Annotated in this window: 17 protein-coding genes and 1 pseudogene; 2 read left to right on the top strand and 16 right to left on the bottom strand. The window is 73.0% G+C overall.

Going from position 1 to position 15,624, the window contains the following annotated elements; all coding sequences use genetic code 11:
• Window positions 1-3: 3 nt before the first annotated feature.
• Complete coding sequence (locus GA0070613_RS08440; RefSeq protein ID WP_089011788.1) at window positions 4-1,065, bottom strand: LCP family protein; 1,062 nt, start codon at window positions 1,063-1,065, stop codon at window positions 4-6.
• Window positions 1,065-1,547: a SigE family RNA polymerase sigma factor gene (locus GA0070613_RS08445; protein ID WP_089011789.1), complete on the bottom strand. Its 483-nt coding sequence runs from the start codon at window positions 1,545-1,547 to the stop codon at window positions 1,065-1,067. The genes GA0070613_RS08440 and GA0070613_RS08445 overlap by 1 nt, the downstream gene beginning before the upstream one ends.
• Window positions 1,548-1,724: 177 nt before the next feature.
• Between GA0070613_RS08445 and GA0070613_RS31940 the strand changes: the two are divergent.
• Both GA0070613_RS31940 and GA0070613_RS08455 read left to right on the top strand, forming a co-directional pair.
• A pseudogene (locus GA0070613_RS31940) lies at window positions 1,725-1,811 on the top strand (hypothetical protein); the annotation flags it as partial.
• A gap of 117 nt (window positions 1,812-1,928) precedes the next feature.
• The gene (locus tag GA0070613_RS08455; protein ID WP_089011790.1) at window positions 1,929-2,705 is read left to right on the top strand and encodes a DedA family protein; all 777 of its coding nucleotides are present in this window, start codon (window positions 1,929-1,931) and stop codon (window positions 2,703-2,705) included.
• A gap of 180 nt (window positions 2,706-2,885) precedes the next feature.
• Here the strand turns inward: GA0070613_RS08455 and GA0070613_RS08460 are convergent, their stop codons facing one another.
• The 14 genes from GA0070613_RS08460 to clpB form a co-directional block, all read right to left on the bottom strand.
• The gene (locus GA0070613_RS08460) at window positions 2,886-3,263 is read right to left on the bottom strand and encodes an ArsR/SmtB family transcription factor (protein WP_007454255.1); all 378 of its coding nucleotides are present in this window, start codon (window positions 3,261-3,263) and stop codon (window positions 2,886-2,888) included.
• Between the two features lie 57 nt (window positions 3,264-3,320).
• A complete protein-coding gene (gene pyrE / locus GA0070613_RS08465) occupies window positions 3,321-3,860 on the bottom strand; it encodes an orotate phosphoribosyltransferase (RefSeq protein ID WP_089011791.1) in 540 nt (179 codons plus the stop codon).
• Window positions 3,861-4,025: 165 nt separating this feature from the next.
• Window positions 4,026-4,835, bottom strand: a complete 810-nt coding sequence (locus GA0070613_RS08470; RefSeq protein ID WP_089011792.1) for an SDR family NAD(P)-dependent oxidoreductase — start codon at window positions 4,833-4,835, stop codon at window positions 4,026-4,028.
• Window positions 4,832-5,518 (bottom strand): hypothetical protein, encoded by a 687-nt coding sequence (locus GA0070613_RS08475; RefSeq protein WP_089011793.1) that lies wholly within the window; start codon window positions 5,516-5,518, stop codon window positions 4,832-4,834. Before GA0070613_RS08475 ends, GA0070613_RS08470 begins: the two co-directional genes overlap by 4 nt.
• A gap of 219 nt (window positions 5,519-5,737) precedes the next feature.
• A complete protein-coding gene (locus GA0070613_RS08480) occupies window positions 5,738-6,736 on the bottom strand; it encodes a hypothetical protein (RefSeq protein ID WP_172875966.1) in 999 nt (332 codons plus the stop codon).
• Between the two features lie 72 nt (window positions 6,737-6,808).
• The gene (locus GA0070613_RS08485) at window positions 6,809-8,377 is read right to left on the bottom strand and encodes a polyamine aminopropyltransferase (RefSeq protein ID WP_089011795.1); all 1,569 of its coding nucleotides are present in this window, start codon (window positions 8,375-8,377) and stop codon (window positions 6,809-6,811) included.
• A complete protein-coding gene (locus GA0070613_RS08490) occupies window positions 8,374-9,180 on the bottom strand; it encodes a hypothetical protein (protein ID WP_089011796.1) in 807 nt (268 codons plus the stop codon). The genes GA0070613_RS08485 and GA0070613_RS08490 overlap by 4 nt, the downstream gene beginning before the upstream one ends.
• Complete coding sequence (locus GA0070613_RS08495; RefSeq protein ID WP_089011797.1) at window positions 9,180-9,602, bottom strand: DUF350 domain-containing protein; 423 nt, start codon at window positions 9,600-9,602, stop codon at window positions 9,180-9,182. Before GA0070613_RS08495 ends, GA0070613_RS08490 begins: the two co-directional genes overlap by 1 nt.
• Before the next feature lie 29 nt (window positions 9,603-9,631).
• A complete protein-coding gene (locus tag GA0070613_RS08500) occupies window positions 9,632-10,063 on the bottom strand; it encodes a DUF4247 domain-containing protein (RefSeq protein WP_089011798.1) in 432 nt (143 codons plus the stop codon).
• A gap of 55 nt (window positions 10,064-10,118) precedes the next feature.
• Complete coding sequence (locus GA0070613_RS08505; protein WP_089011799.1) at window positions 10,119-10,610, bottom strand: DUF2617 family protein; 492 nt, start codon at window positions 10,608-10,610, stop codon at window positions 10,119-10,121.
• 2 nt (window positions 10,611-10,612) lie between these two features.
• Window positions 10,613-11,242: a DUF4178 domain-containing protein gene (locus tag GA0070613_RS08510; RefSeq protein WP_089011800.1), complete on the bottom strand. Its 630-nt coding sequence runs from the start codon at window positions 11,240-11,242 to the stop codon at window positions 10,613-10,615.
• Between the two features lie 83 nt (window positions 11,243-11,325).
• Entirely contained in the window at window positions 11,326-12,237 is a 912-nt protein-coding gene (locus tag GA0070613_RS08515; protein WP_089011801.1) for a hypothetical protein, read from the bottom strand.
• A gap of 69 nt (window positions 12,238-12,306) precedes the next feature.
• Complete coding sequence (locus GA0070613_RS08520; protein ID WP_089011802.1) at window positions 12,307-12,684, bottom strand: hypothetical protein; 378 nt, start codon at window positions 12,682-12,684, stop codon at window positions 12,307-12,309.
• Between the two features lie 108 nt (window positions 12,685-12,792).
• The gene (gene clpB, locus GA0070613_RS08525) at window positions 12,793-15,384 is read right to left on the bottom strand and encodes an ATP-dependent chaperone ClpB (RefSeq protein ID WP_089011803.1); all 2,592 of its coding nucleotides are present in this window, start codon (window positions 15,382-15,384) and stop codon (window positions 12,793-12,795) included.
• Window positions 15,385-15,624 lie beyond the last annotated feature (240 nt).

A 15,624-nucleotide genomic window follows, 5' to 3' on the forward strand; every position in this document is an offset into this window, starting at 1 on the left:
CGCCTACCGCAGCCCGGTGACCTGGTCCGGGTGGGCGGCCGTCCACTCGCCCAACCGGTCCTCCCGCAGCGCGGCGAGGAACGCCGGAGCGGCGGCCCGGTCGAGCTGGAAGCCGAAGAACGGCTTCTCCGTGTAGACCACCGGGAGGCCGACCGCGACCGGCTCGGCGGCGGCCGCTTTCCCGGCCACCGAGAGCAGCGTCAGCACCGACGTCTCCCCCGTCTTCACCGTCAGGCCGGAGCCGATCTGCGTGAGCAGCGTGTTAAGCATCGCCGGGTCCGTCAGCACACCCCGCTCGCCGATCCGGCGCAGCAGGCCGGCCGCGTACCGCTGGGCGTTCCGGTCCCGGTCCTGCACCGCGTCGGCGAGTCCGACGCGCTGCCTGAGCAGGTCGACCGAGGCCGCGCCGTCGAGCTGCTGGCAGCCGGCGGGGAAGACCCGGCGGGTGTGGAACGACCGGACCCGCTGCGGCAGGCAGACCGGTACGCCGCCGACCGCGTCGGTGAGCTTCCGCAGCGCCGGATAGGTCATGACCGCCCCGGCGTCGATCGGTACGCCGGTGACCTCGGTGACCACCCGTCGGGTCAGGTCGTAGCCGCGGGTCAGGTCGCCCTTTGCCGCCATGCTGCCGTAGGCGAAGGAGCTGTTGAGCTTGTTCGTGCCGACCCCGGGGATCGGCACCTGCAGGTCGCGCGGGAGCGAGACGAGGTAGAGCCGGCTCCGGTCCGCCGGGATGTGCACCAGCAGGATGGAGTCCGCCCGCCGGGTCCCGCCGGGGCTGGCCCCGTCCAGGCCGAGCAGCAGCACGTTCAGCGCCCCGGTTGGCGTCGACGGGCCGGGCTCGACCAGCAGCGTCGCGGTCTGCTGCTGGCGGTCCGGGGTCATCGCCGGTACGCCGACCAGGGCGGCCACGACCAGCGCCAACGCCGTACCGCCGAGCCGGAGCCGGAACCGGCGGCGCCGACGGCGGAACGCCGTGCGCTCGATCGCGGAGCGTACCGGCCCGGTGGCCGGGGTCAGGGTCTCGTGCCGGGCAAAGGCGGCCCGCAGCTCGTCCTCGATCATCAGCAGACCTCCACGTACTCGGCTCGGAGGGTGGCCAGGGCGCGGGAGATGCAGGAGCGGACGGTGCCGACGGCGCAGCCGAGGATCTCGGCGATCTCGGCGTCCGGCAGGTCCTCGTAGTAGCGCAGCACCAGCGTGGCCCGCTGCCTGCGGGGCAGCCGGGACAGCCAGGACCAGACCTGGTCCCGGTCCACCGCGGACTGCGCGTGGTCGGCGGGCGCGGGCACCGCCTCGTCCGGCTCGCCGCGCAGCAGCACCCGGCGCGCCCACGACCCCCGCCGCCAGTCGACGTACTGGTTGGTGAGCATCCGGCGGACGTACCGCTCCGGCGAGTCCGTCCGGGCCACCCGCCGCCAGTTCAGCTGGACCCGGACCATCGTCTCCTGCACCAGGTCCTGGGCCTGGTGGGGATCGCCGGTCAGCATGACCGCGTACCGCAGCAGGGCGCCCAGCCGCGAGTCGGCGAACTCCTCGTACGTCACTGCACCTCCCGGTGTCCCGTCCTGTTGACGGGTCCGGGCCCACAGAACGTTGCGGCAACGCCCGCGGAGGGATCAAGCCTGACCGCCCGGAGCGGGTGGGGCTCCCCGGAAACCCCCACCGCGACACGGCCAAAACGGGACGACGCAAGATCGATCATCCTGACACCCATCGACGGCGTGCTGCTCACCCTGACGACCACCCACCGGCCGGCGACCGACCTCGGTCACCTGCTGGTCAAGCACCCGGGCCGGGTGCAGAGCTTTGCCTGCGAGTCGGAGCCCGTCGACCCGCGGCGCTGAGTCCCGTACGCCCGGTCCGGCGCGACGCCTGACCGGGCTTGGGTAACCTGTGTGGCCGTGGACACAGCAGAGAAGACCCGGATGCTCGCCGAGAGCGTCGCCCTGAACCCGCTCGACCCGAAGGACCTGATCCACACCTTCGGTCTGATCGGCGTCTGGGCGATCCTCTTCGCCGAGACCGGGCTCCTGATCGGCTTCTTCTTCCCGGGCGACTCGCTGCTGTTCCTGGCCGGCGTGGCCGCGTCGCCGGTGGCCGACGCCATCTTCGGCGGCGGCACCCGGCTCTCCCTGGCGGGCCTGCTGATCGGCGGCCCGATCTGCGCGATCCTCGGTGCCCAGCTCGGGCACTGGCTGGGCGCGCGGTACGGCCGCCGGATGTTCGACCGCCCCAACTCCCGCCTGTTCAAGCGGGAGTACGTAGAGAAGGCGGAGTACTACTTCGAGAAGTTCGGCCCGGCGAAGGCCGTGGTGCTGGCCCGCTTCATCCCGATCGTCCGTACGTTCCTCAACCCGGTGGCCGGGGTGCTCGGCATGCCGGCCCGGCAGTTCCTGATCTGGAACATCGTCGGCGCGGTCCTCTGGGTGGACGGCATCCTGCTGATCGGCTACCTGCTCGCCGACCAGATCTACCAGGCGATCGGCGACAAGATCGACCGGTACATCCTGCCGGTGGTGGTGCTGATCGTCCTGATCTCGGTGCTGCCGATCTTCTTCGAGTTCCTTCGCGACCGGCGGGCGCGCAAGCGCGGCGAGGCGGCCGCGGTGGTCGCGGCGGCCAGCGCGGCGGGCGCGGTCGAGGCGGTGCGGGACGCCGTCGAGGGCGACGACCACGGCCAGCGCGGCCAGCACGGCCGCTGACCCCGGGTACGCCGATGGCCGGTCCCCTCGTGGGGGCCGGCCATCGGCAACGACCTGTCGACCTGCGGATGGTACGGATGACGGGCAGCCGTCACCGTCCGGTGGTGGCGCCACCCCTGGCACGCCACCCGACGTCGCCCCGGGCAGGGGCGATCATCCGGCCGTCGGACACGTCCAGTTTCAGCGGGCCTTCTTGGTGGCCCGCTTGCGCGGCGGGGTCAGCAGATCCGCGATCGTCGCGATCGCGCTCGGCACCAGCCGGTAGTACGCCCAGACACCGCGCTTCTCCCGCTCCAGCAAGCCGGCCTCGGTGAGGATACGCAGGTGGTGACTGACCGTCGGCTGCGAGAGGCCGAGCGGCGCGGTCAGGTCACAGACGCACGCCTCGCCCTCGGGGGCCGACTGGATCAGGCTGAGCAGCCGGAGCCGGGCGGGATCCGCGAGGGCCTTCAGGACCCCCGCGAGACGCTCGGCATCGGCACGTTCGATCGGCTCGCCGGCAAGCGGCGAGATCTGAGGCATGGTCATTTCAGCCAACGCAGTTCCCACGTATTCCATCCTTCCACCAGCAGCATCGATCCGCCTGCATATCAGCAGATCCGAATCGGCAAACTTTTACGCCACAAGGCCGAGGTCAGCCAACGTATAGGCCGCCCGATAAGGCAAGCCGGCGGCTCGCACCGCGTCGCCGGCACCTCGATCAACAATAACCGCCACACCCACTACTTCGGCCCCGGCCTCGCGCAGCGCCTCGACGGCGGTCAACACACTGCCACCCGTGGTCGAGGTGTCCTCCACCGCCAGGACCCGACGACCCGCGACGTCCGGCCCCTCGATCCGGCGTTGCAGACCGTGCGCCTTGCCCGCCTTGCGGACCACGAACGCGTCCAGCGGGCGGTCGGTCGCGGCGGCCGCGTGCAGCATCGAGAGGGCGATCGGATCCGCCCCCAGGGTCAGCCCGCCGACGGCGTCGTACTCCCAGTCGGCGGTCAGGTCGCGCAGCACCTGACCGACCAACGGCGCCGCCCGGTGATGGAGCGTGACGCGACGCAGATCGACGTACCAGTCCGCCTCGCGACCCGAGGAGAGCACCACCCGTCCATGGACCACAGCCAGGTCGGTAATGAATTTACGCAGGTCGTCGTGGTGGCCCATGGCGATAGAGGGTACTGCGCAAGTCTGGGAGCCGTCTGCGGGGTCCACCCGCGTCACCCTGCGGGCGACAGATGGGTGGCGATGTCCGACTACTCCGTGCGACTGTCCACCTGGGTCGGCCCCGCGACGTCCCGCCCGCGGGACAGCCGCCCGGCCGGCCGACGGTCAGCGGCCGTCCCGGTCCACCCGGCCCCGGGTGTCCCGGGAGACCCCGCGCAGCAGCCGCCGCGGCGCGTGCCGCAGACCCGCCACCGCCAGCTTGTACTTCCACGTCGGAACGCTGACCAGTTTTCCTTTCCCCAGGTCACGCAGCCCCTCGGCGACCACGTCGTCGGCCTTGAGCCACAGCCAGCGCGGGGTCGCGGACATGTCGATGCCGGCCCGCTCGTGATAGCCGGTGCGGGTGTAGCCGGGGCAGAGCGCCATCACCCGTACGCCGAGCGGGGCCACCGACCGAGCGATCGACTCACTGAAATTCGTCACCCACGCCTTGCTCGCCGAGTACGTCGAGCCGGGCATGACCACCCCGAAACCCGCAACCGAAGAGACATTTATCACTGCCCCTCGCCGGCGTTCGGTCATCGGGCCGAGGGCGGCGTGGGTCAGCCGTAGCACCGCCAGCACGTTGAGCCGCAGCAGCCGGGCCTCGTCCTCGACGGTCGACCGGAGGAACGGGGTGTTGAGGCTGATCCCGGCGTTGTTGACCAGCAGCTCGATCGGCGGGTCGGCGGTGAGCCGGCGCTCCACCGCCGCGCAGCCGTCTTCGGTGGACAGATCGGCGGAGATCGTCTCGACGCCCCGCCCGTACCGGCCGGTCAGCTCGCCGGCCGTGGCGTCCAGCCGGCCGGCGTCCCGGGCCACCAGGACCAGGTCCCAGCCGTCGGCGGCGAGCCGGTGCGCGAAAGCCGCCCCGATGCCGGAGCTGGCGCCGGTGATCAGGGCCCGTCGTGGGGCGGGGGGTGGCTCGGTGGTCACGGGCGATCCTCCGGGGGTGGGGTCGGGCCGGGCGGGGGTCCGTAGCCGAGCGAGGCCGGGTAGCCGGGGGCGGTGGGAGCACCTGCTGGCATCGGGGGCGTGGGGCCGGACGGGGCCGGACGGCGATGGAGGAAGGCGCTCGCGGCGGGCAGGGCCAGCAGCGCCGCGACCACCAGGTAGCCGAGGACCTGCGCCACCGACAGGGCCGCGTTCAGCGGAATCCACCACCCCGGATAGGCGTCGCCGAGCCGGCCGAGCAGGTCGGCGGTGACCTGCTCGTCGGCGCCCAGCCGCAGCGGCGCGGCCCGCTGGCCGACCAGCACGGCCAGCCCGCAGCAGCCGCAGAGCAGGCCCAGCCCGCAGACCACCCAGGTGCCCACCCGGGCACCCGCGCGGCCGGAGACCAGGCCGAGGGCGAGGCCGACGAGCACCAGCCCGATCAGCACGCCGACCACGGCCGACAGCACGGTCGAGGCGCGCAGCAGCGAGACCACCCCGTCGATCTCGCTGGCCGCGGCACCGGTCGCGCTCGCCGCCGATCGGAAGCGGTCGACGGTGCCATCCAGGACGAGCAGGCCCGCGACGGCGTACACCGCGGCGCCGACGGCCATCAGCACCAGCACCGCCGCCGCCGCGACGACCGCCGCCGGACGACGGGGCGGCGCCTGCTCGGCATACGACACGACAGATCCCTCCGGTAGGCCCTTGCAACCTACTCGGAGGGATCGTCGGCGTCGCTCTTATCCGGACGTCAACTTCCGGATGGCGGCCGGGTTCCCAAGCCCTCGGTCCCCTCCTCTCGGCCACCCGGCTGATCCGCACCCGGCTGCCCGGGAGCGGGCGGGGCCGGCGGCTGCCACGGACCGGACGCCGGGCGGAAACCTTCGGGACGGGGGCGTGGATCAGCCGGCGAGCGGCGGATCCTCCCGGCAGAGCCGGTGGTGCTCGGCGGTGACCACGCCGAGGAGGAAGAGGTCGACGGCGACGGCGGAGACCGCCCCGAACTGGTTCACGGTGAAGTTGAAGATCTGCCCGAACAGCAGGTCCACCAGGAGCGCCAGCTTGAACAGCCGGAACGCGTCGGCCCGGTCCCGGCGCAACCGCAGCGCCGCCCGTACGCTGAGCACGGCGGTGATCAGCGCGGCGACCGAGGTCCCCAGCACCGCGCCCCACTCCCGTTGCTGATCCAGCTCACCGGTGACGCCGGCGAGCAGCACCCCCGCCACGGTGACCACCGGCTCCACCACCAGATAGACCACCACCGGGTAGACCAGCCACCGGCGGGCGGTCAGCCAGGCGACGACCCGACGGGAACGGGTCACCCAGCGCTGCCAGAACCGGACCGGTGGCGGCTCGCGGCGCGGCACCGCGTCGAGCAGCCGGGCCACGGCCGCCTCGGCAGCCGGACCCGACCCCCGGACCAGCCGCAGCACCGCCACCCGCCGCCGGTCGGTGAGCCCACCCGGCACCCCGCCCAGCACCAGGTCCAGCGCGTTCGCGGTCCGCTCGGCGGGGGTCAGCCTGGTCCGGCCGCGGACCGCCTGGGTGAGCACGACCAGCAGGGCGAACGCGCCGTAGATGATGCCGGCTGCCGGGGCGTAGAAGTAGTCCGTCCGGCTGGTGACGAACTTGCCCACCTCGTCGATGAAGAGCCCGAAGCCGACGCCGCCCACGATCGCGCCGGCCGTCCGGGGCCCACCGCCGAGGAAGAGCAGCGCGATGCCGAGACCGACCGCCATCAGCAGCCCACCCCAGAGCACGTGCGCGACGTGCAGGCCGCCCCCGCCGAGCTGCGGATACCCGGTGGCCCGGAGGTACGCCCGGGTGAGCAGCACGGTGACCACCCCGGAGAGCACGAACGCCTCGAGGTACGAGGCCGCCTCCACCGACCGGGTCGGCACCCGGTTGCGGAGCCACTCGACGCCCGGCGGCGTACGGCGGCGACGCGACGACCGGGGCGACATGCCCCGAACCTAGTAGCCGCGCCACTCCGCCCGGGCGTACTCCAGCACCCTGGGCTGCAACAACGTGGAGGCGGGCACGTCCATCCGGCCCCGGTCGGCGGGGAAGGCCGCCGCCGCGCGCAGCACCTCCGGGGTGAGGAAGCGCAGCGGCGGGGCGTCGGCGGGCAGGTCCAGCACCGGCGGGGTGGCCCCCGGGGCGGCCAGCACGAATCCCCAGTCGCCGAAGCTCGGCACGTCCACGTGGTACGGCGCGGTGGCGAAGCCGGCCTCGCGGATCGACCGCTCGATCGACCAGTACGACCGGGGCGCGAAGTACGGCGACCCGGACTGCACCACCAGCCGCCCACCGTCGGCGAGCACCGAACGGATCAGCGCGTAGAACTCGACGGTGTAGAGCTTCGCGGTGGCCGTCTCGTCCGGGTCGGGCAGGTCGGCCACCACCACGTCGAAGCGTTCCGCGGCGGTGCGCAGCCAGCCGAACGCGTCGAGGTTCAACACCCGCACCCGGGGGTCGGCGAACGAGTCGTGGTTGAGTTCGCGCAGCTGGGGCTCGGTCCGGGCCAGCTTCACCACGGCCGGGTCGAGGTCGACCACGGTCACCCGGCGGACGTCCGGGTAGCGGAGGATCTCGCGGACGGCGAGCCCGTCGCCGGCGCCGAGCACCAGCACCTCGCCGCGCGACCCGCGCATCGCCGGGTGCACCAGCGACTCGTGGTAGCGGTACTCGTCGACGGAGCTGAACTGGAGGTCGCCGTTGAGGAAGAGCCGCAGGTCGGTGTCGGCGTGCCCCACCTCGCGCACCGACCGGGTGAGCACGATCTCCTGGTAGCGGCTGCGCTCGGCGTGCACCACCGGGTCGCGGTAGAGCTGCTGCCGGGCGGTCAGCTCGAAGTCGGCGGCGGTGATCCAGGCGTACCCCAGGCAGAGGGCGACCACGACGGAGCCGGCGCCGAGCGCGAGCCGCGCGCGGCGGCTCAGCTCCCGACGGAAGACCGTGCAGACCAGGGCGAGGCCGGCCACCGCGTTCACCACGCCGACCACCAGGGCGCCCTTGAGCTGGCCGAAGATCGGCATCAGCAGGAACGGGAAGGCCAGCCCGCCGAGCAGCGCGCCGACATAGTCGGCGGCGAAGAGGTCGGCCACCGCGCTGCCGGCGGACTGCTCGCGGATGCGTTGCAGCATGACCATCAGCAGCGGGATCTCCGCGCCGATCAGCAGGCCGAGCACGAAGGCGGTGCCGACCAGCGCCGGGCCGTAGAGGTCGAGCCAGGCGAAGGCGGCGTAGAGGCCGAGCACGGAGAGCCCGCCGAGCAGCGCGAGGGTCAGCTCGATCGCGGCGAACGCGGCGGCGGCCCGGGACTGCAACGGCTTGGCGACGAGCGCGCCGACGCCCATCGCGAAGACCATCACGCCGAGCACGATCGACGCCTGGCCGACCGCGTCGCCGATCAGGTAGCTGCCGAGCGCGACCAGCGCCAGCTCGTAGACCAGGCCGCAGGCCGCGCAGACGAAGACCGCGAGCAGGACCGCCGCGCGGGCCGCCCGCCGGCCCGGCCGCGCCGGCACGTCGGTGGTCACGCCTTCTCCCCGGTACGCCCGGCGGCTTCGGCCCCGGCGCGCTGCGCGGGCACGGCCGCCCGGAGCTGCCGGCGGCGCTGCACCACGCCCACGGTGAGGAAGAGCGCGGCAAGCAGGAGGAGCCCGACCGTGCCGAACAGCCAGCCCCAGCGGTCCCGCCAGAAGTCGCTGCCGGCGGCCGGCAGCGGGCTCGACGCGGCGGCCGGGCCGGTGCTCGGGGTGGCGAGCGGCTGAGCCAGCCCGGCCTCGGCGGCGAGCAGCGGCAGTGTGGTCGCCGCCCGGGTGACCGCCCAGCCGGGGTCGTCGATGAAGGCGTCCTCGTCCAGCCCGAACCGCGCCAGGCCGTTGGCGATGGTGTCGAGGTCCGGCCGGTCGATGTCGGTCGACCCCTCGACGTGGATCTCGGCCCGGTCCGGCGACTCGCTGCTCTCCGACGTGTAGCGGATGTTGGCGACCACCTCGACCCAGCGCGGGCAGCGCGGGTCGGCGTTCACCGCCAGGTCCTCGCCCAAATTGGAGCCGGCGTCGACCGGACTGGTCCAGTCGAGGAGCTTCCAGCCGTAGCAGATGCCCTGGCTGCTGGCGGCGTGCTGAAGGATCGGGACGGTGGCGGCCCGCTCGTCGGTGGCCGGCGCCGGGACGCCCGTGCCGTCGTCGGAGCCGCCGCTGGCCGCGCCCCAGACGCAGAGGCCGACGACGACCACGATCGCCAACCCACCGAGCACCTGCTTGCCGAGGGACGTCTTCCCGCTGCTGACCGGGGTCGTCGCGCCGGTGAACCGGGAGCGGTCCGCCGTACCCATCAGCTGATTGCGGCGGCGATGATCGCGCCGGTGGCGAGGTGCACGACCGCGGAGACCCAGACCGCCGGGTGGGGCTCCGGGTCGACCAGCAGCTCACCCAGCTTGCCGGGGGTGGCCACGTCCAGCAGCACGAAGGCCGCCGCCATGATGACCAGGCCCAGGACGCCGTACGCGGCCGCGCCGACCAGGCCGAGCACGAAGTCGTCCTCGCTGGCGGCGATCGCGGCGACCACGATGACGCCGACCCCGGCCAGGTTGGAGGCGAGCAGCAGCGCCGCGTTGCGGTTGCGCTCGTGCCAGATCAGGTGGTTGAGCCGGCCCGGGGTGGCCAGGTCGACCAGCACGTAGCCGATGCCCATCAGGACGACGCCGACCACGCCGTACGCGAGGGTGACCAGCAGATCGGTGGCGAGGTTCTGCACTTCAGCTCCAGGGTGAGGGGTCAGGCTGGCTACTTGCCGGCGCCGGGGCCACCGCCCCGGACGGTGCTGCCACGGCCCCAGCCCCAGCCGCCGCCGACGACGTGGTGGTAGCGGGGGTAGGCGGTGGTCATCCGCTCCAGCAGGATCACCGAGCCGGCGGCGACCGGCAGGATCACCACCGAGTCGTCGTCGTAGCGCAGGTAGATCCCGCTGCCGTCGACGTACTGGTCGGCGGGCTGCCAGGCGTCCGTGATGTCCTTCGACACCTGGCTCGGGGTGCGGGTCGAGGTGTACGCGACCGCGTCCCGGCCGATGTCCCGGCTGGAGGCGCGGCGGTAATGGTCCTGCACGTACCCGCGCGGGGAGAAGTTGCCGTAGAAGATCGCGAAGGCGGCGAGCAGCGCGCCGACCACGGCGACGGCCACCCCCACCACGATCCACCGCCGGTACGTCGTCGTCACAGCGCCACCTCTGTTCGCGACTGCGGGGCTCGCAGAACCGGCTCACTCCTCGCGCTCACAGAGCCACCACCGTCTCGGTCAGGACCAGCTCGTTGGTCTGGGGGTACGCGTGCCAGGTGCGCCAGCCCACCGTGCCGTCGGGCGGGTCGGGGCGTACGGAGAGCGCGGTGACCGCGTCCACGTCGCCGGGGAAGACCCCGACCAGCGCGTACGGGTCGTCGGCCAGCTCGGCGCGGAGCGCGGCGACCCGGGTGCGCAGGCCGTCGCCGTCGGGCCGGAGCACCGTGGCGGTGAACCGGTAGCCGGCGGCGTCGTCGTGCAGGGCGCCGGGCAGGTGCGGCGGGCGGCCGGGCAGGCAGGCGACCGTCTCGGTCAGGCCGCCGCAGACGACCTGGTGGGAGGCGCCGAGCAGGCGCAGCCGCAGGGTCAGCCCGCCGGGCAGGGTCAGCTCGCGGACGTGCAGCGCGGGGCGTTCCGGGCCGCCGAGCGCCAGGCTCAGGTCGGCGGCGCTGGTGTCGACGTACGGGGCGTCCAGGGTGACGAGCACGCTCAGGCCGCCGTCTCCGGGCCGCCCTGCGGGTAGATCATCACCTCGGCCCGGTGCAGCTTTTCGCCGAGCGCCACCTCCCAGCCGGCTTCCCCGTACGCCTCGAAGGAGAGGCGGGCGCCGCCGGGCGCCTGGTAGTCGTGGTAGCGCATGGTGCCGCGCGGATCGAGGCCGGTGCCGTCGGTGGCGGTGTAGCGGGCCTGGCCGGACTCGTCCCAGGTGTACCGGCGGCTGGCGATGTCGAGGGTCGGCGCGCCGGGGGTGACGGTGGCGGACGGCTCGCCGGTCCAGAGCACCAGCTCCAGGTCCGGGTCCTCCTCGACGGAGAGCCAGCGCTTCACCCCGCCGGCGTCGTCGAGCAGGTGTTCCGCCCAGCTCCAGCCGCCCTCGACCAGGTGCACCGAGCCGCGGACCGTGTACGGCACCTGGCGGATCTCCACGATGTCGCCGGGCCGCAGCTTGCGGGGGTCACCGCGCAGCGCGTCGGAGTCCCGGTCGCGGAACGGGTCGCCGGCCGCCGGCGGGCGCGGCCCGGACCGGGCCTTGCGGAGCGCCACCACGGCGATCACGACACCGGCCACCCCGATCAGACACCCCAGCGTCGTCACCAGGTACGCCACCGAACCGTTCACGCCGACCGCCTCCCCACGTGCGTCGGCGGAAACGGTAACAACCCGACGCATCCTCGCGAAAAGCTTGCCCGCCGAGTCAAGGCTCAGCTACCCAGGGTCCCGGCGGTGGGGTCGACGGGCGGCTTCTCCGGCCCATCAGGCCTGCTGCTCTCGGGTGCGGTCGCGTCCCCGCCGGTCGGCGCAGGACCGGCCGGGGTGGACCGTTCCGGGCCGGTGGACGGTTGGGGGAGGTGCAGCGCCGGGTCGGGACAGACCATGTAGCCCGGCGGCAGCACCACGCCGGGCGACGGGTAGCCGTACGGGATCACCGCGCCCGGTGACAGGTAGCCGTAGCCGGCGGTCAGCCCAGGAGCGCCGGCCGGGACCGCCGGCTGCGGCCGGAACCAGCGGCGGGCCTCGGGAAGCAGGAGCAGCACCACCACGCTCACGGTTAGCGCCAGCACCACCAGCACGCCGAGGCCGCCGATCGCGAAGACGGCGTCCCCCGGGTCGCCCTGCGCGTAGAGGGTGTCGAGGAACTTCGACTGCTCCCAGTCAGCGCCGTCCGGCGGCATGCCCTCCGCGGGGTCGAAGCCGGGGTCGCCCATTCCGGCCGCCAGCGCGAGCGGGACCAGCAACACGCCCGAACACCCCTGCCCGAGACAGAGCAGCAGTTGCGCGCCGGCAGCCACGAAGACCAGGATCCGGGCGGTGTTGCCGCCCCGGCGCAGGGGCAGCGCGGTGGCGGCGAGCCAGGCCGCCAGGAGCAGTGCCGGCCCGCCGATGACCAGGGCCATGAAGACGTTGCCCGACCGCTCGTCCGACACCTCCGTCGGGTCCGCGTCGGGGACGAGCCGGAGCGCCCGGTCGATCTGGCCGTCGTAGCGGACCGCCTCGGCGACCACCAGCCCGACCAGGACGAGCAGGACGACGACCGCCGCGAGCTGCAACCAGAAGGCGACGGTGACGATGGCGGGCCGGGCAGGTCGGGCCGACGCGGCCTCGGGCAGGGTCATGGCTGGCAAGGTACGGCGTGCCGCCAAGCTCCGGCAGGGCCGATCGGACAGGCCCCGTCGGCGAGTGGATCAATCGGCCGCGAGTCGTTCGGTGGCGTACCCGCGCAGCGTCGCGCGCCCCATCACGCACCCGCTGAACGTGGTGAACTCGCGCTCGTCGTCGCGGAGCCGGGTCCAGGCCGCCCGACCGGCCTCCGGGTCGACCCGGTCCAGCAGCGTCGCCGCGTACGCCTTGCCGGCCGGCGAGCCGTGCTTGAGCAGCCAGTCGACCTTCTTACGGGCCTCCTCCGGGTGCTCGTCGAGCGCCCGCTCCACGTGCCGGTACGCCTCGGTCGCCGGCAGCAGCGTGGAGGCGATGCCCACCCCGCCGAAGGCGAGCGTGTCGGCCTTGGCCAGCTCCTTGACGGCGGCGTCGAGCTCGCGGTCCTTCTTCCCGATCCCCAACATGCCTTCACTATTGCCCCGCACCGGGGCCGCTGACCCTGTTGACCAAGAAGTTTCCGTCCGGGAGCACCAGCTCCACGGACGCAAACTTCTTGATCACTCCAGCGGCCGTCAGGCGGCGGTGACCGCCAGGGAGTCCTTGCTGTCCGCGAGGTCGACCTTGACGGTGTCGCCGTCGCGGATCGTGCCGGACAGCAGGGCCTTGGCGAGCTGGTCGCCGATGGCCGACTGCACCAGGCGACGCAGCGGACGGGCGCCGTAGATCGGGTCGTACCCGTGCTCGGCGAGCCAGGTGCGAGCCGCCTCGGTGATCTCCAGGCCGAGCCGGCGGTCCGCGAGCCGCTTCCGCATCCGGTTCAGCTGGATGTCGACGATGGACCGCAGGTCGTCGCCCTGAAGGGCGGCGAAGACCACGATGTCGTCGAGGCGGTTGAGGAACTCCGGCTTGAAGTGCGACCGGACCACCGCGAGGACGCCCTCCCGGCGCTGCTCCTCGGCCAACGTCAGGTCGCTGATCACCGACGACCCGAGGTTGGAGGTGAGGATCAGGATCGCGTTGCGGAAGTCCACCGTCCGGCCCTGACCGTCGGTGAGCCGGCCGTCGTCGAGCACCTGGAGCAGCACGTCGAAGACGTCCGGGTGGGCCTTCTCCACCTCGTCCAGCAGAATCACCGAGTACGGCCGGCGGCGCACCGCCTCGGTGAGCTGGCCGCCCTCCTCGTAGCCGACGTACCCGGGCGGGGCGCCGACCAGACGGGCCACGGAGTGCTTCTCGCCGTACTCGCTCATGTCGATGCGGACCATGGCCCGCTCATCGTCGAAGAGGAACTCGGCGAGCGCCTTGGCCAGCTCCGTCTTGCCGACACCGGTCGGGCCGAGGAAGAGGAAGCTGCCGGTGGGGCGGTCCGGGTCGGCGACGCCGGCCCGCGCGCGGCGGACCGCGTCGGAGACCGCGGCCACCGCCTCGGACTGGCCGACCACTCGGGCGCGCAGCGACTCCTCCATCCGGAGCAGCTTGGCGGTCTCGCCCTCCAGCAGCCGTCCGGCGGGGATGCCGGTCCAGGAGGCGACCACGGCGGCGATGTCGTCCGCGCCGACCTCCTCCTTGAGCATCGCGCCGTCGGCCTGGAGCCGGGCCAGCTCCTCCTCCGCCCTGGCCAGGTCGGCCTTCAGCGCGGGGATCCGGCCGTACCGCAGCTCGGCGGCGCGTTCCAGCTCGCCGTCGCGCTCGGCCCGCTCGGCCTCGCCGCTGAGCCGCTCCAGCTCCTCCTTGGCCGTGGAGAGCTTGGTGATGTGGCTCTTCTCCAGCTGCCAGCGCTCCGAGAGCGCGGTGAGCTGCTCACGCTTGTCGGCCAGCTCCTTGCGCAGCCGCTCCAGCCGCTCGGCGGAGGCGGCGTCCGGCTCCTTGGCCAGCGCCATCTCCTCGATCTCCAGCCGGCGCACCGCCCGCTCGATCTCGTCCACCTCGACCGGCCGGGAGTCGATCTCCATCCGGAGCCGGGACGCGGACTCGTCGACCAGGTCGATCGCCTTGTCCGGCAGGAACCGGTCGGTGATGTAGCGGTCGGAGAGGCCGGCGGCGGCCACCAGCGCGGCGTCGGTGATCCTTACACCGTGGTGCACCTCGTACCGCTCCTTGAGGCCGCGCAGGATGCCGATGGTGTCCTCGATGGTCGGCTCGCCGACCAGCACCGGCTGGAATCGGCGCTCCAGCGCCGGGTCCTTCTCGATGTGCTCGCGGTACTCGTCCAGGGTGGTCGCGCCGACCATCCGCAGCTCGCCGCGGGCGAGCATCGGCTTGAGCATGTTGCCGGCGTCCATCGAGCCCTCGCCCTTGCCGGCGCCGACGACGGTGTGCAGCTCGTCGAGGAAGGTGATGACCTGACCGTTGGAGTTCCTGATCTCCTCGAGGACGGACTTCAGCCGCTCCTCGAACTGGCCGCGGTACTGCGCGCCGGCCACCATCGCGCCGAGGTCCAGCGACACCAGCTTCTTGTCCCGCAGCGACTCGGGCACGTCACCGGCGACGATCCGCTGGGCGAGGCCCTCGACGATCGCGGTCTTGCCGACGCCGGGCTCACCGATCAGCACCGGGTTGTTCTTGGTACGCCGGGACAGCACCTGGATCACCCGGCGGATCTCCGAGTCCCGGCCGATCACCGGGTCGATCTTGCCGTCGCGGGCGCTGGCGGTCAGGTCGACGCCGTACTTGGCCAGGGCCTGGTAGGTCTGCTCCGGGTCGGCGGTGGTGACCCGCCGGTCCCCGCCGCGGACGCTCGGGAACGCGGCGACCAGGTTCTCCTCGGTGGCGCCGGCGGACTTCAGCGCGCCGGAGACCCCGCCGCCCACCCGGGCCAGGCCGGCGAGCAGGTGCTCGGTGGAGGTGTACTCGTCGCCCAGCGGCCGGGCGATCTGCTCGGCGGCGCCGATGGCGTTGACGAACTCGCGGGCCAGGGTGGGCTCGGCGATGCTGGACCCGCGCGCGGCGGGCAGCCCGTCGACCGCACGCTGGGCGGCCCGGCGCAGCTCGGCGGGGTCGGCCCCGACGGCGCGCAGCAGGCCGGCGGCGGTCGAGCCCTCGGTGTCCAGCAGCGACAGCAGCAGGTGCCAGGGCTCCACCGTGGCGTGGCCGCGCTGGTTCGCCAGCGCGACGGCGCCGGTGATGGTCTCGCGGCTCTTGGTGGTGAGACGTTCCGTGTTCATGGGCTCCCCCTGGTCGGCGTGTCCACTAGGAAGGACACAACCAGAGTTGAGCCTATTCCGCTCAACTCCAACCGTGTGACCTGGCTCACTCAATGCACGGCCAGCCGTGCGCGGATCTATCCAGCAGAACTACATAACTAAATATCCGAGCCTGAGATTAGGTACTTTGCTCGAGCAGACGCCGGCGGTCGGTTCAAGACCGAGGTCAACCTGGTCGTCGACCGCTCCGCTTCGGGGGAG

The sequence above is a fragment of the Micromonospora inositola genome, assembly GCF_900090285.1.
Classification (GTDB): Bacteria; Actinomycetota; Actinomycetes; order Mycobacteriales; family Micromonosporaceae; genus Micromonospora; species Micromonospora inositola.